Origin of the sequence: Cobetia sp. MMG027, from assembly GCF_027947415.1 — a bacterium.
Classification (GTDB): domain Bacteria; phylum Pseudomonadota; class Gammaproteobacteria; order Pseudomonadales; family Halomonadaceae; genus Cobetia; species Cobetia marina.
In genome coordinates this window covers 119,994-141,924 of the sequence record NZ_JAQJIO010000010.1, presented here as the reverse complement: position 1 = coordinate 141,924, position 21,931 = coordinate 119,994, and the positions used below count along the sequence as shown (strand labels likewise).

Annotated in this window: 14 protein-coding genes; 2 read left to right on the top strand and 12 right to left on the bottom strand. The window is 61.9% G+C overall.

What is annotated here, in order from left to right; all coding sequences use genetic code 11:
* Positions 1-54: 54 nt before the first annotated feature.
* Both mutS and fdxA read left to right on the top strand, forming a co-directional pair.
* Positions 55-2,634: a DNA mismatch repair protein MutS gene (gene mutS / locus PJK54_RS14615; RefSeq protein WP_077378198.1), complete on the top strand. Its 2,580-nt coding sequence runs from the start codon at positions 55-57 to the stop codon at positions 2,632-2,634.
* A gap of 252 nt (positions 2,635-2,886) precedes the next feature.
* Positions 2,887-3,210, top strand: a complete 324-nt coding sequence (fdxA, locus tag PJK54_RS14610) for a ferredoxin FdxA (RefSeq protein WP_077377971.1) — start codon at positions 2,887-2,889, stop codon at positions 3,208-3,210.
* A 1,213-nt stretch (positions 3,211-4,423) separates the two neighbouring features.
* On the opposite strand, the gene eno is transcribed toward fdxA, so the two are convergent.
* From eno to pilM, 12 genes are all read right to left on the bottom strand, one after another.
* A complete protein-coding gene (eno, locus tag PJK54_RS14605) occupies positions 4,424-5,713 on the bottom strand; it encodes a phosphopyruvate hydratase (protein ID WP_077377968.1) in 1,290 nt (429 codons plus the stop codon).
* A 102-nt stretch (positions 5,714-5,815) separates the two neighbouring features.
* Positions 5,816-6,667, bottom strand: a complete 852-nt coding sequence (kdsA, locus tag PJK54_RS14600) for a 3-deoxy-8-phosphooctulonate synthase (protein ID WP_271303233.1) — start codon at positions 6,665-6,667, stop codon at positions 5,816-5,818.
* 135 nt (positions 6,668-6,802) lie between these two features.
* Positions 6,803-8,443 carry a CTP synthase gene (locus PJK54_RS14595; protein ID WP_077377963.1) on the bottom strand — a complete coding sequence of 547 codons (1,641 nt, stop codon included), beginning with the start codon at positions 8,441-8,443 and terminating at the stop codon, positions 6,803-6,805.
* A gap of 193 nt (positions 8,444-8,636) precedes the next feature.
* Positions 8,637-10,052, bottom strand: coding sequence for an FAD-dependent oxidoreductase (locus tag PJK54_RS14590; RefSeq protein WP_084207840.1), 1,416 nt, complete (start codon positions 10,050-10,052; stop codon positions 8,637-8,639).
* A gap of 77 nt (positions 10,053-10,129) precedes the next feature.
* Positions 10,130-14,581, bottom strand: coding sequence for a glutamate synthase large subunit (gltB, locus tag PJK54_RS14585; RefSeq protein WP_176494257.1), 4,452 nt, complete (start codon positions 14,579-14,581; stop codon positions 10,130-10,132).
* 569 nt (positions 14,582-15,150) lie between these two features.
* Positions 15,151-16,257, bottom strand: coding sequence for a 3-dehydroquinate synthase (gene aroB / locus PJK54_RS14580; protein WP_271303232.1), 1,107 nt, complete (start codon positions 16,255-16,257; stop codon positions 15,151-15,153).
* A 71-nt stretch (positions 16,258-16,328) separates the two neighbouring features.
* The gene (gene aroK, locus PJK54_RS14575; RefSeq protein ID WP_077377951.1) at positions 16,329-16,871 is read right to left on the bottom strand and encodes a shikimate kinase AroK; all 543 of its coding nucleotides are present in this window, start codon (positions 16,869-16,871) and stop codon (positions 16,329-16,331) included.
* Positions 16,871-18,916, bottom strand: coding sequence for a type IV pilus secretin PilQ (locus PJK54_RS14570; RefSeq protein ID WP_077377948.1), 2,046 nt, complete (start codon positions 18,914-18,916; stop codon positions 16,871-16,873). Before PJK54_RS14570 ends, aroK begins: the two co-directional genes overlap by 1 nt.
* A 140-nt stretch (positions 18,917-19,056) precedes the next feature.
* The gene (locus PJK54_RS14565) at positions 19,057-19,611 is read right to left on the bottom strand and encodes a pilus assembly protein PilP (RefSeq protein WP_170212622.1); all 555 of its coding nucleotides are present in this window, start codon (positions 19,609-19,611) and stop codon (positions 19,057-19,059) included.
* Positions 19,611-20,243, bottom strand: coding sequence for a type 4a pilus biogenesis protein PilO (locus tag PJK54_RS14560; protein ID WP_077377942.1), 633 nt, complete (start codon positions 20,241-20,243; stop codon positions 19,611-19,613). The genes PJK54_RS14565 and PJK54_RS14560 overlap by 1 nt, the downstream gene beginning before the upstream one ends.
* Positions 20,240-20,830 carry a PilN domain-containing protein gene (locus tag PJK54_RS14555; RefSeq protein ID WP_271303231.1) on the bottom strand — a complete coding sequence of 197 codons (591 nt, stop codon included), beginning with the start codon at positions 20,828-20,830 and terminating at the stop codon, positions 20,240-20,242. The genes PJK54_RS14560 and PJK54_RS14555 overlap by 4 nt, the downstream gene beginning before the upstream one ends.
* The gene (pilM, locus tag PJK54_RS14550) at positions 20,827-21,891 is read right to left on the bottom strand and encodes a type IV pilus assembly protein PilM (protein ID WP_103751454.1); all 1,065 of its coding nucleotides are present in this window, start codon (positions 21,889-21,891) and stop codon (positions 20,827-20,829) included. The genes PJK54_RS14555 and pilM overlap by 4 nt, the downstream gene beginning before the upstream one ends.
* Between the last annotated feature and the right edge of the window lie 40 nt (positions 21,892-21,931).

The window sequence follows — 21,931 nt, the reverse complement described above, 5'->3', positions numbered from 1 at the left end:
TTCTCGCATGTGCGTCTTTTTCCCATTGCAGTGCAGTCAAGGAAGTCCATGGCCATGGCCAAGAACAGCGCGCCCCAGATGACGCCGATGATGGCGCAGTACATGAAGATCAAACGCGAGCACCCCGGTGTGCTGCTGTTCTATCGCATGGGCGACTTCTATGAGCTGTTCCATGAGGACGCCAAGCGAGCCGCGCAACTGCTCGACATCACCCTGACGGCACGTGGCAGCTCCGGCGGCTCCCCCATTCCCATGGCAGGGGTGCCTTATCACAGCGCCGAGGGTTACCTGGCACGCCTGGTGAAAATGGGCGAATCCGTGGCCATCTGCGAGCAGATCGGCGATCCCGCGACCACCAAGGGCCCCGTCGAGCGCAAGGTGGTGCGCATCGTCACACCGGGCACCCTGCATGACGAGGCGCTTCTGGATGCCAGCCGTGACAATCTGCTGGTGGCGCTGCATCGAGACGGTGAGACCTGGGGCCTGGCGGCACTGGAGCTTTCCTCAGGACGCTTCAGCGTACTGGAAGTCAATGGCGATGAAGAACTGCTGGCCGAGATCCAGCGTCTGTCACCCGCCGAGCTGATGGTCGGCGAGAGTCGTGAACTGCCAAGCAGTCTTGCCTCACGCCCGGGCCTGACCCGTCAGAGCGACTGGCATTTCGACCATGAGACCGCGTTGCGCCTGCTGTGCGATCAGTTCGGCGTCCAGGACCTCAATGGTTTCGGTTGCAGTCATCTGACCTGCGCGGTCACCGCTGCTGGTGCCCTGCTCGACTACGCGCGTGACACGCAGCGCACCGGTCTGCCCCACGTGACGGCGCTGGCCGTGGAGAGTCGCGACGATTCGGTCGTGATCGATGCCGCCAGCCGTCGCAACCTCGAGATCGACACCAATCTTGGCGGCAGCAGCGACAACACGCTGGCCAGCGTATTGGACGTGACTGCTACCGCGATGGGCTCACGCCTGCTCAAGCGCTGGCTCAACCGCCCGCTGCGCGATCAGACCCAGATCGGCCAGCGCCAGGCGGCAGTGCAGCGCTTGATGGAGGGTGACTACCCCTTCGAACTGCAAGGCCTGCTCAAGCGGATCGGCGATGTGGAGCGCATCCTGGCGCGTGTTGCACTGCGCAGCGCCCGCCCGCGGGACATGGCGCGCCTGCGTGATGGCCTCAATACACTGCCAGAGCTGCGTGCCGTGCTCGCCAGCGTCGAGAAAGGCAGTGCCATCGATGACCTGCGCGATGGCATCCGCCTGTTCCCCGCCCTCTCGGCCATGCTCAGCGAAGCGCTGATCGAGAATCCGCCGGTCGTGCTGCGCGATGGCGGGGTGATCGCCGATGGCTACGACGATGAGCTGGACGAGTATCGCGGCCTCTCCGAGAACGCCGGTCAGTATCTGGTGGCCCTCGAGACTCGTGAGCGTGAGCGCACCGGCATCAGCAACCTCAAGGTCGGCTACAACCGCGTGCATGGTTACTTCATCGAGCTGCCGCGTTCCCAGTCAGCGGAAGCTCCGCCGGAATACATCCGCCGCCAGACGCTCAAGAATGCCGAGCGCTTCATCATCCCGGAACTCAAGGAATTCGAGGACAAGGCGCTGTCGGCCAAGTCCAAGTCGCTGGCCCGCGAGAAGCTGCTGTATGAACACCTTCTGGATGACCTGAATACCGAACTGGATGGCCTGCAGCAGACGGCACGCGCCCTGGCGTCACTGGATGTGCTCACCGCCTTTGCTGATCGCGCCGCCGCACTGGACTTCGTCCGCCCGCAGCTCAGCGACACGCCGGGAATCGACATCGAAGGCGGCCGCCACCCTGTGGTGGAACATGTCAGCGACCACCCCTTCGTGCCCAACGACGTGCGCTTTGACGATGCGCGCCGCATGCTGGTGATCACCGGCCCCAACATGGGCGGTAAATCCACCTACATGCGTCAGACCGCGCTGATCGCACTGCTCGCGCATACCGGCAGCTTCGTACCCGCCGCTCGCGCCTGCATCGGCCCGCTGGATCGCATCTTCACGCGTATCGGCTCCTCGGATGACCTGGCCGGTGGCCGCTCGACCTTCATGGTCGAGATGACCGAGACTGCCAGCATCCTGCACAACGCCACCGACGAGAGTCTGGTGCTGATGGATGAGATCGGTCGCGGCACCTCGACCTTCGATGGCCTGTCATTGGCCTGGGCAAGCGCCGAGCACCTGGCCCGCACGCGCGCCTTCACGCTGTTCGCGACCCATTATTTCGAGATGACGGCACTCCCCGAGCACGTCGATGGCGTGGCCAACGTTCACCTGACCGCCGCAGAGCATGGCGATGGCATCGTCTTCATGCACCGTGTCGAGGAGGGGCCGGCAAGCCAGAGTTATGGCCTGCAGGTTGCCCAGCTGGCCGGAGTCCCGCAGAACGTCATCCTGCGTGCACGTGAGAAATTGACCAGTCTCGAGCAGCAGGAGGTCGATCGTCCGCAGGTTGCCCGTGAAGATGCACTCGGCCAGCCAGTGCCGCAGCAGAATGACCTCTTCGCGGCACCGCCTCACCCGATCGTCGAAGCCTTGACCCAGCTGGACCCGGATGACCTGAGCCCCAAGCGGGCACTGGAACTCATCTATGAATGGCGCAAGATCCAGTAAGCGGCGGAGTGAGTCGACTGACAAGTCGCATGACACCATGCGCCTGCCGACACTCGACAGTGCGCGATGGGCATAGCACCATTCCAAAACGATCCGCCCACGCTGATTGCGAGGGCGGCAGAGCGCCACTAGAATAACGCCTTATAACACTCGCGCCGCTTATAACCTGAAACTCAAGATGCCGCTCAGACGGCACAGAGTGGCGCTGGACCACGACCTACGAGAGACGCCGACCCGCGTCAGGAGACCCAGATGGCATTCATCGTCACCGAGAACTGCATCCGCTGCAAATACACTGACTGCGTGGAGGTCTGCCCGGTCGATTGCTTCTATGAAGGCCCCAACTTCCTGGTCATCAACCCGGACGAGTGCATCGACTGCGCTCTGTGCGAGCCGGAGTGTCCCGCGGAAGCCATCTTCTCCGAGGACGAAGTGCCGGAGAATCAGAAGGAATTCATCGAGCTGAATGCCGATCTGGCCGAAGTGTGGCCGAACATCAGCGAGAAGAAGGACGCCATGGAAGACGCCGAGAAGTGGGATGGTGTCGAAGGCAAGCTCGAATACCTGGAGCAGTAAATGCTCTGCCCGACCTGACCGGGCAAGCACCAGGTTCTCATCAAGACGGCAGCCACTCCCTCAGGGGTGGCTGCCGTCTTCGTCTTGAGCGCTCATGGTCAGCCAGCCCGGCGGGTGGGGCCGAAAAAAAGGCACAAAAAAGGGCAACCCCGAAAGGTCGCCCGCTCCAAGCGTGTCCCTGTCGATCCGTCCTGGATCGTGTTCCTGGGTGCTGTCCCTGCCCGTCATGGCATCCTGCCATTCAGAGCGCACCGTCACGCATGGGGCATTGTGGCACTGCTTGCGCAGCTGTCCCACCACAATGCCCGTTTCTGCTTATTGCCTGCCCTGCTGTCCTGCTCATGCAACTGCATCGCAGATGCATTGCCCGGCATCCTGCCCGTGCCGCTCCTGACCTACCTCAGCTGACAGTCTCATGATGTTCCGTGATCTGACATCCTTGCCTCGGCATCCTGCCGTCGAGATTCTGCCGCTGATTGCCTCGTCTGCCTGACACGGATGATGTCCCGTCATCCGTCACTCCTGTGAAGGCGAGCTTCCTGACTGCATATCGGGTCGAGACCCATCAACCATCCCTGTCGTGATTGCGCGTCCGCTGCCAATGACGATACCGTCACTCTGGATCTTCCTGATCCGATACTTCCTGTACCTGGCCATTCATCCGTGGTCCCTGGCCATTTCCTGCCCGCTCCACGGGCAAGATGCCATGCAGTGCTGCTGCTTCCGTCATCCTTGACGGTTCCTGTTCGCTGAACATCCTGTTCAGACGAGTCGGGCATCCTGCCCGACATACTCCCTGGAAGATCATCAAGAGCATCCTGCTCAAGGGTGCGGTGTCCCGCCGCATCCCGCTTCCATGACGCTATTCTGGTCAGCAAGCCGTCATCAGGCAACTAGCCAAACCGCTCAGACGAATCGGGACAAACAAGGAAGCTTTTAGATAAAACTGTTGTAAAACAGTGATCTATAGAAAAACATACGATTGAACACGTATCCGGAGTGCAGCAGTTATCCTCTATGTCCTGCATATCTTGTAGGAAAAGGCTTACATGAACTGACTGCAGAGATGGGGAAAGTCCACGTACTTGAGACGCAACCTGCGCGGACAGCACGTGTAACGCACGACGGGGCCGTACCCGAAGGTACGACCCCGTCATGTGGAAGCGTTGTGGATGCCGACGACCAAGACGGCATCCACAAGCCTGTCGCCTGCTTACTGGCCCTTGATCTCTTTCAGGCCATTGTAGGCGACATCGCCCAGCTGCTGCTCGATCACCAGCAGGCGGTTGTACTTGGCGACACGGTCAGAGCGGCACAGAGAACCGGTCTTGATCTGCCCGGCACAGGTACCCACGGCGAGGTCGGCGATGGTGGTGTCTTCGGTCTCGCCACTGCGGTGGGAGATGACCGCAGTGAAGCCAGCGGCCTGCGCCATCTTGATCGCATCCAGGGTCTCGGACAGTGAACCGATCTGGTTGAACTTGATCAGGATGGAGTTGCCGATGCCTTCATCGATACCACGGCTCAGGATGCGCGTGTTGGTGACGAACAGGTCATCACCGACCAGCTGCACCTTGTCGCCGAGCTTGTCGGTCAGCAGTTTCCAGCCTTCCCAGTCAGACTCGTCCATGCCGTCTTCGATGGACACGATGGGGTATTCGTCCGCCAGCTCGGCCAGGTAGTCGACGAAACCACGTGCATCGAAGCTCTTGCCTTCACCAGACAGATTGTACTGGCCATCCTTGTAGAACTCGGAGGAGGCACAATCCAGCGCCAGGGTCACGTCAGTGCCCAGCGTGTAGCCCGCATCGCTGACCGCCTGCTTGATGACCGCCAGCGCTTCGGCATTGGAGGCAAGGTTCGGTGCGAAACCACCTTCGTCGCCCACGGAAGTGCTCAGATCGCGGCCCTGCAGGACCTTCTTGAGCGCGTGGAAGATCTCGGCGCCGGTGCGCAGCGCTTCACGGAAGGTCGGCGCGCCGACCGGCTGGACCATGAACTCCTGGATGTCGACATTGTTGTCGGCATGCTCGCCGCCATTGATGATGTTCATCATCGGCACCGGCATGGAGTACTTGCCCGGCTGACCGTAGAGCTCGGCGATGTGAGCGTAGAGCTCGATGCCCTTGGCCTGGGCAGCTGCCTTGGCAGCGGCCAGGGAGACCGCGAGGATCGCATTGGCACCCAGCGATTCCTTGTTCTCGGTGCCATCCAGCGCCAGCATGGCGTCATCCAGCGCACGCTGGTCCAGTGCATCCATGCCCACGAGACGCTCGCGGATCGGGCCATTGACGGCTTCGACTGCCTTCAGCACACCCTTGCCCAGATAACGACTCTTGTCGCCATCACGCAATTCCAGCGCTTCGCGCGAACCGGTGGAGGCACCGGAAGGCGCGCAGGCGCTGGCACGTTGTCCACCTTCCAGCACGACCTCGGCCTGTACGGTCGGGTTACCACGGGAATCGAGCACCTCAAGGGCGCGGATTTCGACGATATTGGCCATCTTGTGTCGTCCTCTACACGGGGGATTGAAACACCACGACGGGCATCTTGCCCATAGCGCAAAAAGGCCGCTCACAGGGTAGTGAACGGCCAGTAGTCATGTTCAGCGAATATCCAGCGGCGCAAAGCCCTTCACCAGCGAATCCAGCGATTGCAGCTGGCGCAGGAAGGGTTCGAGCTGATCCAGCGGCAATGCGCAGGGGCCGTCACACTTGGCATTGTCCGGGTCCGGATGTGCCTCGAGGAACAGGCCTGCCAGCCCCAGCGCCACGCCGGAACGGGCCAGATCGAAGACCTGCTCACGACGACCACCGGCAGAATCGGCCCGCCCACCCGGGCGTTGCAGCGAGTGGGTGACATCGAACAGCACCGGCAGCCCCGTATCCTTCATCTCGGCCATGCCGAGCATGTCGACCACCAGATTGTTGTAGCCGAAGCTGGAGCCGCGCTCGCACAGCAGAATCCGGTCATTGCCCGCTTCACCGCACTTGGCGACGATATGGCGCATTTCGTGCGGGGCCAGGAACTGCGGCTTCTTGACGTTGATGACGGCACCGGTGCGCGCCATGGCCACGACCAGATCCGTCTGGCGCGCCAGGAAGGCGGGCAATTGGATGACATCGGCCACTTCGGCCACGGCAGCTGCCTGATGAGGCTCGTGGACGTCAGTGATGATCGGCACGCCAAAGCGCGACTTGATCTCGGCGAGGATCTCGAGACCCTTCTCCATCCCCGGCCCGCGATAGGAGTGCATGGAGCTGCGATTGGCCTTGTCGAAGCTGGCCTTGAAGACGTACGGCATGCCGAGGCGCGATGTCACCTCGACGTATTGCTCGGCGACTTCCAGTGCCAGCTCATGCGATTCCAGCACGTTCATGCCACCGAAAAGCGTCATCGGCCGATCATTGGCGACTTGCAGGCCTGCAAATTCGATCACGCGTTGTTCGTTGCTCATCACTGCACCGCCCATCAAAAACGTTGCCCACCGGCGGCTCAGCCGTGATGCCCTTGCCTGCCGGACATTCTTGATGAGCCGCCGCGGAAAAGACCTCCGGGCGCCACTCTGGCGTGACGCCCGGCGATCACCCTATCACTCGCCGCGAGTCCGCGCCGCCTTGTGATTGAGCGCCGCATTCACGAAGCCGGAGAACAGCGGGTGACCATCACGCGGGGTGGAAGTGAACTCCGGGTGGAACTGACACGCCACGAACCACGGGTGGTCCGGCAGCTCGACCATCTCGACCAGCGAGTTGTCGACGCTGCGGCCCGAGAAGATCAGACCGGCCTCTTCCAGCGCCGGCACGAACTGGTCGTTGACCTCATAGCGGTGGCGGTGACGCTCGACGATCTCATCGCTGCCATAGGCCTGATGCGCCTTGGAGCCGTTGAGCAGACGACAGGCCTGGCCGCCCAGACGCATGGTGCCGCCCAGGTCGGATGCCGCGTCACGGGTCTCGATCTTGCCTTCCGGCGTCAGCCATTCAGTGATCAGACCGACCACCGGGTGCTGGGTGTCGTGAGTGAACTCGGTGGAGTTCGCATCAGTCCAGCCGGCCACGTTGCGGGCAAACTCGATGACCGCGACCTGCATGCCCAGACAGATACCCAGATACGGCACCTTGTTCTCACGTGCGAAGCGTGCGGTGGCGATCTTGCCTTCCACACCACGCTCGCCGAAACCGCCCGGCACCAGCACCGCGTCCTTGCCGATTAGACGATCGGTACCGTTGCGCTCGATCTCTTCGGAATCTATGAAGTCGACGTTGACCTTCACACGTCCCTGGATACCGGCATGAATCAGTGCCTCGTTCAGGGACTTGTAGGCGTCCAGCAGCTCCATGTACTTGCCGACCATCGCGATGTTGATGGTCTTGAGCGGGTTGAGCTTGGCATCCAGTACCGACACCCACTCGGACATGTCGGCCTCTTTGGCCTCCAGGCGCAGCTTGTCGCAGACAATCTCATCGAGACCGGCTTCATGCAACATCAGCGGAATACGATAGATGGTGTCGGCATCCTGCAGCGACACGACAGCACGTTCCTCGACATTGGTAAACAGCGAGATCTTGCGACGCTCGCTTTCTTCGATCTCGACTTCGCTGCGGCAGATCAGGATATCCGGCTGGATACCGATGGAGCGCAGCTCCTTGACGCTGTGCTGGGTCGGCTTGGTCTTGGTCTCACCAGCCGTCTTGATGTACGGCACCAGCGTGAGGTGCATGAAGATGGCACGCTCGCTACCCAGCTGGGCGCGCAACTGACGGATCGACTCCAGGAATGGCAGGGACTCGATGTCACCGACGGTGCCACCGATCTCGACCAGCGCGACGTCATAGCCTTCACCGCCAGCGATCACGCGACGCTTGATCTCGTCGGTGATGTGCGGGATGACCTGAACCGTTCCACCCAGGTAGTCGCCGCGGCGCTCCTTGCGCAGCACGTGCTCGTAGACACGGCCGGTGGTGAAGTTGTTGCCCTGGGTCATGCGCGAGCGGATGAAACGCTCGTAGTGACCGAGGTCCAGATCGGTTTCCGCGCCATCTTCAGTGACAAAGACTTCGCCGTGCTGGAACGGGCTCATGGTGCCCGGATCGACGTTGATGTACGGATCCAGCTTGAGAATGGTGACCTTGAGGCCACGGGCCTCGAGAATAGCCGCCAGCGAAGCGGATGCGATGCCCTTGCCAAGCGAGGACACAACGCCGCCCGTCACGAAGATAAATCGTGTCATGGAAACCTGCCGAAAACGTGAGCTGTAGGAGAGATCCGGGGGAACGGATCAGGATGGGTCGCCAGTCTAGCGGAAAGGCTGCTCCGGCTCAATTTGATTGCCACTCCATCCATCCTTGGTGACGCCGCCACGGGCACCCGCCCAACGTATCAGGCCCGCCGTGGCGGGCCTGATACGTGATACTGCGATCTCCTTACACTTCCAGGAAATCGAGAATCCCTTCTGCGGCCCGGCGACCTTCATCAATGGCGGTCACCACCAGATCGGAACCGCGCACCATGTCACCACCGGCGAACACCTTGGGATTGGTGGTCTGGAAGGCGAGTCGCTCGGCACTGGTCGCGATGCGCCCACGCTCATCGACCCCGATATCAAAATCGGTGAACCACGGGGCAGGACTGGCCTGGAAGCCGAAGGCGACGATGACGGCATCCGCCGGCAGGATCTCTTCGGAACCCGGCACCACTTCCGGGCGCTGGCGCCCGTTGGCGTCCGGTTCACCCATGCGGGTACGCACGACCTTGACGCCCTCGACCTTGCCCTCACCGACCACCGCCACCGGCTGGCGATTGAACAGGAAGTCGACGCCTTCCTCACGAGCATTGGTCACCTCACGACGCGAGCCCGGCATGTTGGCCTCGTCGCGACGGTAGGCACAGGTCACGGTATCGGCGCCCTGACGGATGGAGGTGCGGTTGCAGTCCATCGCGGTATCACCACCGCCGAGCACCACGACCTTCTTGCCTTCCATCGAGACGTAATCGGCCGGGTCCTTCTCGAAGCCCAGGCAGTGATTGACGTTGGCAATCAGGAAGTCGAGCGCCTTGTGAACTCCCGGAAGATCCTCGCCCGGGAAACCGCCGCTCATGGCGTTGTAGGTGCCCATCCCCAGGAAGACGGCATCGTATTCCTCAAGCAGCGCATCGAAGCCGATGTCACGACCGACCTCGACATTGAGACGGAACTCCATGCCCATCTCTTCGAAGATCTCGCGGCGGCGCGTCATCACGCCCTTCTCGAGCTTGAACTCCGGGATACCGAAGGTCAGCAACCCACCGATCTCCGGGTGACGATCATAGATCACCGGACGCACACCGTTGCGCACCAGGATATCGGCTGCCCCCAGACCCGCCGGGCCGGCACCGATGATGGCGACGCGCTTGTCCGTCCAGCTGACCTTGGACATGTCAGGGCGCCAACCCATCGCGAAGGCGGTGTCGGTGATGTACTTCTCGACAGAACCGATGGTGACGGCACCGAAGCCATCATTCAGGGTGCAGTCGCCTTCACAGAGACGATCCTGCGGGCAGACGCGCCCACAGACTTCGGGCAGCGAGTTGGTCTGGTGCGAAAGCTCCGCAGCCTCGAGGATGTTGCCCTCGGAGACCAGCTTCAGCCAGTTGGGGATGTAGTTGTGTACCGGACACTTCCACTCACAGTAAGGGTTGCCGCAACCCAGGCAGCGATGCGCCTGACTGGCCGCTTCCACCGGCTTGAACTCGGCATATATCTCGTTGAACTCGCGGGCACGCACGCGAGCATCTTTCTTCTGCGGGTCCTGACGACCCACATCGATGAACTGGAAGTCGTTGGCGAGCTGATTGGCCATGATGAATCCTCTCTCAAAATCCGGGCACCGTCGCGGTGCGGGCCCTCACCCGGGGCTTGCCAGGGTGAGGGATGCGGTCACTCCGGCTGACGCCGGGACTGATCGAGCAATCCCCCCAGGCTTGCCGCCTTGGGCTTGACCAACCAGAAGTGACGCACGAAGTCAGGGAAATCACGCAGGATGTTGCGACCGCGCTCGGAGCCGGTCTCGGCCACGTATTCCTCGATCACTTCGCGCAGATGGCGACGATAGGCCTCCATGGCTTCGGTATTGATACGGTGGATTTCCACCAGCTCGTGGTTGTACTTGTCGACGAAGTCTCGACTCTCGTCCAGTACATAGGCGAAGCCGCCGGTCATGCCTGCACCGAAGTTGACGCCGGTTTCGCCCAGCACGCAGACCAGCCCGCCGGTCATGTACTCACAGCAGTGATCGCCCGCCCCTTCGATGACGGCATGCGCACCGGAGTTGCGCACCGCGAAGCGCTCGCCGGCAGTTCCCGCGGCGTACAACTTGCCGCCGGTCGCCCCATACAGGCAGGTGTTGCCGATGATGGCCGTCTTGTGGCTCTCGAAGCGCGAGCCGCGCGGCGGCACGATGGTCAGCTTGCCGCCATTCATGCCCTTGCCGACGTAATCGTTGGCATCGCCTTCCAGATGCATCTCGAGGCCATGCGCATTCCAGACCCCGAAGCTCTGCCCTGCCACGCCGGTCAGGCTGACCTTGAGCGGCGAGCCCGCCAGTCCTGCCTCGCCATACCGCTTGGCGATCTCACCGGAGACACGCGCCCCGATGGAGCGATCGCAGTTGGTGACATGGAAGCTGAACTCGCCACCGCTGCGGCTGTCGATCGCCGACTCCATCGCCGCCAGCATCTCGAGGTTCTTGGCGCCGGGGTCATGCGGCTCGTTGCGGCTGACCTGGCAGAACTGCGGCGCGTCCTCGGGCACGAAGTCATTGCCCAGCAACGGCGTGAGGTCGAGACGACGCTGCGCGTTGGTCTCGCCTTCCAGCACTTCGAGCAGATCGGTACGACCGATCAGGTCGGTGATCTGGCGCACGCCCAGCAGCGCCATCAGCTCGCGCACCTCTTCAGCGATGAAGCGGAAGTAGTGCTTGACCATCTCGACGGTGCCGCGGAAATGCTCATCACGCAGCGCCTGGTGCTGGGTCGCGACACCGGTGGCACAGTTGTTCAGGTGACAGATACGCAGGTACTTGCAGCCCAGCGCCACCATCGGTGCCGTCCCGAAGCCGAAGCTCTCGGCCCCCAGAATCGCCGCCTTGACCACATCCAGACCGGTCTTGAGACCGCCATCCGTCTGCAGACGAATCTTGTGACGCAACTGATTGATGCGCAGCGCCTGGTGCACCTCGGGCAGCCCCAGCTCCCACGGGGAACCGGCATGCTTGATCGAGGTAATCGGGCTGGCCGCGGTGCCACCGTCGTAGCCGGAGACGGTGATCAGGTCGGCATAGGCCTTGGCGACACCGGTGGCGATGGTGCCGATACCGGGCTCGGAGACCAGCTTGACCGAGACCTGCGCTGACGGATTGACCTGTTTCAGGTCAAAGATCAGCTGTGCCAGATCCTCGATGGAATAGATGTCATGGTGCGGCGGCGGCGAGATCAGTGTCACCCCCGGCACGGCGTAGCGCAGACGTGCGATCAGGTCGTTGACCTTGCCGCCCGGCAGCTGACCGCCCTCACCGGGCTTGGCGCCCTGTGCGACCTTGATCTGCAGTACCTCGGCATTGACCAGGTACGCCGGCGTGACACCGAAACGCCCGGACGCGATCTGCTTGATCTTGGAGGAGCGCACGGTGCCGTAGCGTGCCGGGTCTTCACCGCCCTCACCGGAGTTGGAGCGCCCGCCGGCCTCGTTCATGGCCTGCGCCAGCGCCTCATGTGCCTCGGGAGACAGCGCGCCGAGAGACATGCCGGCGCTGTCGAAGCGCGGCAGCAGTGATTCGACGGACTCGACTTCCTCAAGCGGCAGCGGCTCGGCCACGGGCTTGAGGCTCAACAGATCGCGAATGGTCGCGACCGGGCGCTCGTTGACCAGGCGCGCGAATTCCTTCCACTTGCCGTAGTCCCCCTGCTGCACGGCCTGCTGCAGCTTCATCACCACGTCAGGGTTGTAGGCGTGGTACTCACCACCGTGCACATACTTGACCAGACCGCCCTGCTTGATGCGCTTGCGCGGCAGCCAGGCTTCACGCGCCAGCAGCTCCTGCTGGAACTGCAGTTCGGCGAAGCCGGCGCCTTCGATGCGCGAGGCCATGCCGGTGAAGCACATGTCCATGACTTCACTGTTGAGCCCTACGGCCTCGAACAGCTGCGAACCACGGTAGGAGCCGATGTGCGAGATGCCCATCTTGGACAGGATCTTGTAGAGGCCCTTCTGCATGCCCTTGCGATAGTTCTCGCGAGCATCGGCCGGGTTGCCGGACAGCTCGCCGGTGCGATGCATGTCGGCCATCACCTGATAGGCAAGGTAGGGGTAGACCGCCGTGGCGCCCACCCCGAACAGCACTGCCATCTGGTGTGCATCACGCGCATAGCCGGTCTCGATGACCAGATTGACGCGCGGACGCAGTGCCAGTGCTCCGAGGTGATGGTGAATGGCACCGGTCGCCAGCGCCGCGTGAATCGGCAATTGTCCCTTGGCGAGCCCGCAGTCGCTGAGCACCAGGATCACCTTGCCATTGCGCGCCGCTTCCTCGGCCTGCTGACAGATGCCCTGAAGCGCCTGCTTCAGAGAGTCCTGACTCGGGTCATAGTGCAGCTTGAGCGTCTGGGAGGTGAACGCCGGGTCCTCATGATTGACCAGCGCATTGAACTTGCGCGGTGACAGCACCGGCGTGGTCAGGATCAGACGATGCGCGTGTTCCGGCGTCGCGTCGAAGATGTTGAGTTCGGCGCCACAGCAGGTCTCCAGCGACATCACGATCGCTTCGCGCAGCGGATCGATCGGCGGATTGGTGACCTGGGCGAACTTCTGACGGAAGTAGTCGGTCAGTACGCGGTTCTGGCGCGACAGCACGGCCATCGGGGTGTCATCCCCCATGGAACCGACCGCCTCCTGACCGCTCTCGGCCAGCGGGCGCAGCAGCTGATCACGCTCTTCAAAGCTGACCTGGAACATCTTCTGATAGACGTCCAGCGTGTCCGCTTCCATCGGCTGGAAACGCGCCAGCTCGGTCAGCGCGGACTCGAGGTAATTGGCATTTTCACGCAACCAGCGCTTGTAGGGATGGGCCCCCTTGAGGCGCTCGCTGACCTGATCGGTGTGCAGCACTTCACCGGTCTCGGTATCGACACCCAGCACCTGCCCCGGCCCGACACGCCCCTTGGCGACGACATCTTCCGGCTTGTAATCGTAGGTACCGATCTCGGAGGCCAGCGTGATGAAGCCATTGCGGGTGATGACCCAACGCGCCGGACGCAGACCGTTGCGGTCCAGCATGCACACGGCGTGGCGACCGTCGGTGAGCACGATGCCCGCCGGACCATCCCAGGCTTCCATGTGCATGGAATTGTATTCGTAGAAGGCCCGCAGGTCGGAATCCATCTGCTCGACGTTCTGCCAGGCCGGCGGCACCATCATGCGGATGGCGCGATAGATATCCATGCCACCGGTCAGCAGCACTTCCAGCATGTTGTCCATGCTGGAGGAATCGGAGCCGACCGTGTTGACGATCTCGTCCAGCTCGGCGATCTCGGGCAGCTGCTCGGAGACGAAGTTCTCCTTGCGCGCGTTTGCCCAGCCACGGTTGGCCTCGATGGTGTTGATCTCGCCGTTGTGGGCGAGGAAGCGGAACGGCTGGGCCAGCGGCCAGCGCGGCGCGGTGTTGGTCGAGAAGCGCTGGTGGAAGACACAGATCGCGGTCTCGAGGCGCGGGTCGCCCAGGTCCTTGTAGAAGCGCGGAAGGTCTTCCGGCATCACCAGACCCTTGAAGGAGATGACCTTGCCGGACAGCGAGCAGACGTAGAAGTCCTCTTCGCCCTTCAGCGCCTGCTCGGCGTATCTGCGCGCCATGAACAGGTCGACATTGAAGGCGATATCGGTACGTTCACTGGAAGCTGCAACGAAGACCTGACGAATGCGCGGCAGGCAGTCGCGGGCCATCGGGCCGCACACGCTGTCATCCACCGGCATGTCACGCCAGCCGAGCACCTCGAGGTTGCGTGCCGTCAGAGCGGACTCGAAAGCATCACGCGCGGCCTGTTCACGCGCGTCATCATTCGGCAGGAAGAGCGTACCGACGGCATAGCGCTCGCCCAGCTCGAGCCCGAGCGTCTCTCGGGCGATCTGGCGCATGAAGCCATCCGGCATCTTGAGCAGCAAGCCGCAGCCATCACCGGTCTTGCCGTCGGCAGCGATACCACCGCGGTGAGTCATGCACGTCAGGGATTCAATGGCAGTCTGCAGCAGCTCATGGCTTGCCTGCCCTTCCATATGGGCGATCAAGCCGAAGCCGCAGTTGTCGCGGAACTCTCCCGGTTGGTGGAGACCTTTATTCATGGGCGTGCCTCACGGAGAAATCATGTGTCCAGATGCTTTTCAACAAGCATTTTCGAGGTTATAGTTATCGGTTATCTTTATTTTTATGCCTGCCGATAGTGGCGCCATCAGTGTCGCAACACGACGCCAGATTTCCCTCGAGCATATCCCCGCGCTTCCCCACCGCGCAATTCTCCACAGGTCGCCCATCGGGCAAAAAAACCTGACAAAACCGAAGGTTAGAGACACCTCATTCCAAAAAACCCTGTAGGCTCAAGCGCTTAGCGGGTAGACATGCCTCGCGGGTTTCGCCTTGCAACTTTAGTCTTGGATGAATAAAAAACAGCGTTTTTATTCAATTCTCCCCATACCGATTACGCATACGGCATACCAATTCAGGAATCACGCCCCGCTAATGCACTTGTCCTGCACACTCACCGGCACAGCCGACCCGTACATCGGACATGCGCCCTGGGCACGTCCACCTGAAGTGCCCACTGACGCTCGACAAAAAGAAAAGCCGCCACCCTGAGGTGACGGCTTTTCTTCTGCAGCAGATTCCGTGCACCAGCCAACGGCTGGTCGAGGGATCAGTGGCTGCTGCGCGACCAGTGCTCCAGCATGTCCGCCAGCAGGCCGGCAGGCGCCTCTTCGGTAATCACCGCACGCCCGATACGCTCGAGCAGGATCAGACGCAGACGGCCATCGACATTCTTCTTGTCCAGCTGCATGTGACGCAGGAAGTCCTCGACCCCCATGTCCTCCGGCGCTTGCAGCGGCAGACCGGCCTTGCCGATCACCTTGGCGATACGCTCAACATCGGCACTCGACAGCCACCCCATGCGCGCCGAAAGTTCAGCGGCCATCAGCATGCCGGTGCCGACGGCTTCACCGTGCAGCCAGACGCCATAGCCCTGGTCCGTCTCGATGGCATGCCCGAAGGTGTGGCCGAGGTTGAGCAGTGCGCGCACGCCCTGCTCGGTCTCGTCCTGCGCCACGACATCCGCCTTGATCGCACAACTGCGGCGGATGGCCTCTCCGAGCAAGGTTTCATCCAGCGCCATCAAGGCCTGCATGTTGTCTTCCAGCCAGCTCAGGAAGCTTTCATCCCACAGCAGGCCATACTTGATGACCTCGGCCATGCCCGCCGACAGCTCACGCTGCGGCAATGTCCTGAGGCTTGAGGTATCGATCAACACCAGTCTCGGCTGCCAGAAGGCACCCAGCATGTTCTTGCCGCGCGGATGATTGACGCCGGTCTTGCCACCCACCGAGGAATCCACCTGCGACAGCAGCGTGGTCGGCACCTGGATGAAGGCCGCCCCCCGCTGATAACAGGCGGCGGCAAAACCGGTCATGTCGCCGATGACTCCCCCACCGAGGGCGATCAAGGTGCAACGACGATTGAAGCCGGCCTCGAGCAGGGCATCCCAGATCAGACCGATACTGGCCATGTGCTTGGTCTGTTCGCCATCCTCGAGAATCACCTCTCGAATATCCAGACCATCGCCAAGTGATGCCTTGAGCGCCTCCAGATACAGTGGCGCCACCACGGTGTTGGTGACGATCATCACCTGACGACCGGCGAGATGCTCACGAATGAGGTCTCCTCGCGCCGTCAGGCCCGGGCCGATGTGAATGGGGTAACTACGCTCGCCAAGTGCGACATCGAGACGATGAGCGGGAGCCAGGGACATGATGATTCTCCTTGCGGCGAAACGAATGACGGCGCCTGAATGTAAGCGAGAGCCAGACTCCCCAGGGGAGTCTAGCCATGCACGTGGAGCGGGTCTGACAATGCCTTGAGCCGGCGCCGGATCTCGTTGGTGACCGCACGCGGGCTGCGTCGATCGGTACGCACGATGATATCCGCGGTGTCGCGATAAAGAGGGTCTCGCAGCTCGAAGAGACGCTTGAGCACCCTCCCCGGGTCATCCTGCTGGAGCAGAGGACGATTGCGGTCACGTCCGGCACGCTTGAGCTGCTGCTCGACCGGAGCATAGAGATAGACCACCGTGCCGCGCTCTCGCAGCACGCGCCGGTTGGCCTCGGCCATGATGGCACCACCACCGGTGGCCATCACGACATCGGACAGCGAGGTCAGCTCGTCAATCACGGCCTGCTCGCGCCCGCGAAAGCCTGCCTCGCCCTCGACATCGAAGATCCAGGGGATGCTGGCACCGCAGCGATCTTCGATCACGTGGTCGCTATCGCAAAATTCACGATGCAAGTCGGCCGCCAGCAGGCGGCCGATAGTGCTCTTGCCGGCCCCCATGGGGCCGACAAGGAATACGTTGGGAATCACATGCATCAGCGCACCGCCAGGCCGTCCTCGATGATCTTCGGGGTAATGAATACCAGCAATTCTACCTTCTCGTTGGACTCTTCGGTATAGCGGAAGAGATTCCCGATCACCGGCAGATCCCCCAGGAAAGGTGTCTTGAAGACGCTGCGTATCTGTTCAGAGGTCAGAATACCGCCCAGCACCACCGTCTCGCCATCATTGACCAGCACCTGAGTCTCGATTTCATTGGTATCGATGGCCGGCTCGCCATTGAAGCTGTCATCGGACACGTCGTCATTGTTGATCAACAGATCCATGATGATGCGGTTGTCCGGCGTGATCTGCGGCGTGACCTCCAGCGCCAGCACCGCCTCCTTGAACTCGATGTTGGTCGCGCCGCTGGAGGTCGCCTCCTCGTAAGGGATTTCCTGACCCTGCTTGATGACGGCCTTCTTCTGGTTGGCGGTGATGATCTTGGGCTGGGAGATGGTCTGGCTCTTGCCTTCGCTTTCCAGCGCCGAAAGCTCCAGATCCAGCAGGATGTCGCCGGACAGGTAACCGAAGCTGAAGGTGCTGCCCGGATCACTGTCGTCACCCAGATTGACGCTCAGGCCACCGTCACTGGTCGTGCCGGTCGACGCACCTTCCAGGCCGAACTTGCCGTTGCTGCTGTTGGAAAGCCCCCAGTTGACACCGATTTCACTCGACACGCTGCTGCGCGCGATCACGATGCGCGCCTCGATCTGGACCTGACGCACCGGAATGTCGAGATACTCGAGGGTACCGCGAATGGACTCCAGGGTGTCGCGCGTGTCCTGGATCAACATGGTGTTGGTACGCTCATCCACCATGACACGACCGCGCTCGGAGAGCAGGCCGATACCGCCTTCACCGCGCAGCAATGCCGCCAGGTCCGCCGCCTTGGCATAACGCACCTGAATGTACTCCGTCGTCAGGGGCGCCAGCTCCTTGACCTGCTGATTGGCTTCCAGCTCCTTGCGCTCAAGTGCCGCCAGCTCTTCCGCCGGCGCGACCATCAGCACGTTGCCCATGCGGCGACTGGCCAGGCCATTCGACTTGAGCACCAGGTCCAGCGCCTGATCCCAGGGCACTTCCTTGAGGTTCAGGGTCACGTTGCCGGTGACGTTGTCACTGGCCACCAGATTGAGCCCAGTGAAGTCCGCGATGATCTGCAGCACCGAGCGCACTTCGATATTCTGGAAGTTCAGCGAGATCTTCTTGCCGGTGTACGGGAACTTGTCCTTGATCCGCTCCGCCTGCTCTTCCCGTGTCAGCGGCTTGACCTCAAGCACCAGCTCGTTGCCGGCCTGGGTGGCCAACTGGGTGTAGTAGCCATTGGCATCCACCACCAGGCGCACACCATCACGAGTACGCTGCGGGTCGATCCTCGAGACCGGAGTCGCGAAATCACCGACATCCAGCACCTGATTCAGCTCTGGCGGCAGGGCGACACCCTTGAGATCGATATAGATCTTGCGGCCACGCTCGGTCACACGAGACTCGACATTGGCGCGATTGAAGTTGACCACGACACGCCCTTCCCCCTCACTGCCCCGACGGAAATCGATACCACTGACGGAAGGCTCCGCCGCGACTTCCAGTCCGCCACCCTGCTGCTGCGGCTGCGCGGACTGGCCTGATGCGGCGGCGGCCACCGGACCGCCCTGCTCACCGACGATGACATAGAGGCTATTGCCTTCGGTACGCGTCACATAGGGACGGGTCTGGCTGAGCTTCATGACCAGGCGCGTACGCGAGCCGGCCTCCAGCGCCACCAGCTCCTCGACCCCATTGAGGCCGAGCTCGAAGCGGCGCTTGTCCAGCTGACTGCTGGTATCCATGAGATCGATGGTGATACGCGGCGGTGTCTCGATCCGGTATCCCTTGACCTCAGGCACCCCGCCGGCGAAATCGAGCTTGAGCTCCATCCGATCGCCACCCAGCGAAGTGAATTCCAGATCCTGCAGCGTGGAGGCCGCCTGCGCCACACTCGCCATCAGGCTGCCGAAAGCCGCCAACCCCAGCAGACTCATTCGTTGCAATCGCGTCATGTTCCCTTGTCCCCTGTCTCGCTGCGGCTCCGCCCAGCCATTGAAGCTGATCGCGCCTTATTCTTGTCGAAGCATTATGGTGTCGGTCATCGACCGCTCATCTTCCGTGACGATTCTGCAGACAGCGCCGCCAGCACGCGCTAACCGCTGGCATCTGCCGGTTGAGTCAATGCCATGGCGCGGGTTCGTTCGATCCAACCGCCCTGACCGTTGGGCACGATTTCCACCAGGTCCAGCTGAGTATCACCGATGCGAATGATGCGGCCGAAATTGCTCCCCATGTGTCCGCCAACACTCACACGCTGCACCTCCTGCTCCGGCGTCAAGATCAACGCCGAGCGACTTCCGTCCACATCCAGGGTCCCCACCATGCTGAGCTGCTCCATCGGCCAGGCCTCAAGAGGCTCGCGGGGGCGATCCAGATCCGGCCGCACGCCATTATCCACCATGGCGAGCTCCTCCTCCGGCTCCGGCAGTCGCGACTGGAAAGGACTGCGAGCATCTGCCATGTCGTACGTCACGGGATGATACTCGGGCTGAGGCGGCAGGTCCTTGACCTGCCCCGTCGGCCGCCCTCTGAGCGACTCGAGCTCGCTCTCCAGCGCAGGCAGCTGCGGGTCACCACAACCGGCCAGCAGTGTCAGCAACACCGCACCACCCAGCACGACATGCTTGCGACGTGTCGTCAGACTCATCATTTACCTCCCGATGGCAACGGTGCGCCTTGGCGGTAGTTGTAAGTCTTGGCCAGCAGCGACAATTCCAGGTCTTCGCCCTGCGAGACCGGTGTCAGCACGAAGTCATGCAACGTCACGATACGCGAAAGCCCGGCGACCCCTGACACGAAGGCGGCAATGCGGTGGTAATCGCCGCGCACCTTGATATCGAAGGGCTGTTCGACGTAGAAATCGCGATTCTGGGCCGGCTTGAGGCGAATGTATTCCACCTCCAGCTGGTTGTTGATGGCCGTCTCGCTGATGTCATCGAGCAGAGCCGGCACTTCGGCATCGGTCGGGAGCATCTCGAGCAGCTGTTCCATGCGCGTCTCCAGCTCGGCCATCTGCTCACGCATCACGGGCAGATTGGCCGCCTTGAAGGCCTTGGTCTCGAACTGGCTCAGCAGCTGACGCTCCTTGGCCTGCAGGCGCTCAAGATCCTCGGCCTTGGGCGCCGCAAGGAACCAGTGGGACGCCCAGAACAGGGCACCAAAGACGATCAGCACCAATACCACCTGCAAGGTGACGGGCCAGATACCCGCCTCCTTGAGGTCGAGATCCTGGAAGTCCGTCGACTTGAGACGACGCACTTCGGCATTGAGGAAACTCATTTCCGACCTCCCTGCCTGGCGGCCTTCGTATCGGCAGCACTGGTAGCGACAGCCGTCGGTGTCTCGGGAATCATGATATTGAAGCTGCGACGATCATCGTCGCTGCTCTGTACGTCGGACAGTGTCGGCGTACCGAAGACATCCGATGCCGCAAGCGTGCGCATCAGACCGGACACCTGACGCGTATTCTCCGCGATGCCGTTGGCCTTGATCTGACGTCCGCTGCGACTGATGCTCTGGTACCAGGCACCCTCGACCAGCGTCGCAACGAGCTGATTGAAGACACGTACCGTTTCCGGGCGCGAGAACTGCAGACTGCGAATCAGCTCGATCTGCGCCAGCATCTGGTCACGCCGACTCTCGATATCCTCGACTTCCTTGATATCGCGATTCAGTCGCGCCATTTCCTTCTCGATGAAGGCATGCCGCTGCTTCTGCGCCTCGAGCTGGCTCTGGTAATACTCGCTCATGCCAAACCCGGCTCCCACCCCCACCACGGCGGCCAGCGCCAGAATGCCGAAGAAGCGCTTGCTGCGCTTCTCGCGACGCTCCTCACGCCACGACAGCAGATTGATCTCGATGGTCATGAGCGCTTCCTCATCGCAAGCCCGCAGGCCGTCAACATCGCAGGGGCATCACCGGCCAGCGCCTGGATGTCGACTCGAGGGTTGACGCTCATGTGCGTGAAGGGATTGGCCATGATCACTTCCAGTCCGGTGTGCCCTGCCAGCGACTCACGTAATCCGGGAATGGCGGCGGTCCCTCCTCCCAGCAGAATGCGCTGGACCTCACGACGCTTGCCGGCGGTGTAATAGAGCTGCAGGGAGCGCGCGATCTGCTGCACGAGCGTGTCACGGAACGGATCCAGCACTTCACTGTCATAGGTATCCGGCAGACCACCGCGCTTCTTGGCCAGACCCGCTTCGTCATTGGAAAGATCGAAACGGTTCATGATCTCGTCGGTCAGCTGACGCCCCCCGAACACGGCATCCCGGCTGTAGACGATGCGACCATTCTGGATGACATGAAAAGCCGTCATGGTGGCACCGATATCGACGACCGCGACGCACTCTTCATTGTCGTAGGTAGGGGGGAGCTGATGGCGCAATTCACCGAAGGCACGCTCCAGCGAAAAGGTCTCGACATCGACCGCTGACGGCTCAAGGCCGGCCTGCTCGAGCGCGGAGGTGAGCTGATCGACATCCAGGCTGCGACAGGCCACCAGCAGCAGATCCTGCTGATCAGGATTGCGGGCATTGACCCCCAGATGCTGGAAGTCGAACGCCACATCATTGAGCGGGAAGGGAAAATGCTTCTCGGATTCGAGCGCGATGCGCTGCTCGATCTCGTCATCGGCCAGATTGGTCGGAAAACTCAATGTCTTGGTGATGGCGGCACTGGCCGGCACCGCCACGACGGCTCGTCGCGAGCGCGGCTGGGCCTGCTCGACCGCGCGCTTGATCGCCAGCACGACTTCATCCATGTCGCGGATGCGCCGCTCGACGACTGCGCCTTCCTTCAAGGGGCGCACCGCGTAGCTATCGATCTGGTATCGATTTCCGTGTCTGGACAGCTCCAGGAGCTTGACGGTCGCCGATGTGATATCGACGCCAATCAGTCCCTTGCCGGCGGATTTGAGTCCCAGCAATTGGCATTCCCCTGCTCTGATGACGACCCCGTCTGACTGG

Excerpts from the sequence above, each read along its gene's own strand:
- PJK54_RS14565 (WP_170212622.1), bottom strand. The coding sequence starts at position 19,611 with ATGAGTCTGACGACACGTCGCAAGCATGTCGTGCTGGGTGGTGCGGTG.
- eno (WP_077377968.1), bottom strand. The coding sequence starts at position 5,713 with ATGGCCAATATCGTCGAAATCCGCGCCCTTGAGGTGCTCGATTCCCGT.
- gltB (WP_176494257.1), bottom strand. The coding sequence starts at position 14,581 with ATGAATAAAGGTCTCCACCAACCGGGAGAGTTCCGCGACAACTGCGGC.
- PJK54_RS14560 (WP_077377942.1), bottom strand. The coding sequence starts at position 20,243 with ATGAGTTTCCTCAATGCCGAAGTGCGTCGTCTCAAGTCGACGGACTTC.
- PJK54_RS14555 (WP_271303231.1), bottom strand. The coding sequence starts at position 20,830 with ATGACCATCGAGATCAATCTGCTGTCGTGGCGTGAGGAGCGTCGCGAG.
- PJK54_RS14590 (WP_084207840.1), bottom strand. The coding sequence starts at position 10,052 with ATGGCCAATCAGCTCGCCAACGACTTCCAGTTCATCGATGTGGGTCGT.
- mutS (WP_077378198.1), top strand. The coding sequence starts at position 55 with ATGGCCAAGAACAGCGCGCCCCAGATGACGCCGATGATGGCGCAGTAC.
- PJK54_RS14570 (WP_077377948.1), bottom strand. The coding sequence starts at position 18,916 with ATGACGCGATTGCAACGAATGAGTCTGCTGGGGTTGGCGGCTTTCGGC.
- aroB (WP_271303232.1), bottom strand. The coding sequence starts at position 16,257 with ATGTCCCTGGCTCCCGCTCATCGTCTCGATGTCGCACTTGGCGAGCGT.
- aroK (WP_077377951.1), bottom strand. The coding sequence starts at position 16,871 with ATGCATGTGATTCCCAACGTATTCCTTGTCGGCCCCATGGGGGCCGGC.
- PJK54_RS14595 (WP_077377963.1), bottom strand. The coding sequence starts at position 8,443 with ATGACACGATTTATCTTCGTGACGGGCGGCGTTGTGTCCTCGCTTGGC.
- fdxA (WP_077377971.1), top strand. The coding sequence starts at position 2,887 with ATGGCATTCATCGTCACCGAGAACTGCATCCGCTGCAAATACACTGAC.
- kdsA (WP_271303233.1), bottom strand. The coding sequence starts at position 6,667 with ATGAGCAACGAACAACGCGTGATCGAATTTGCAGGCCTGCAAGTCGCC.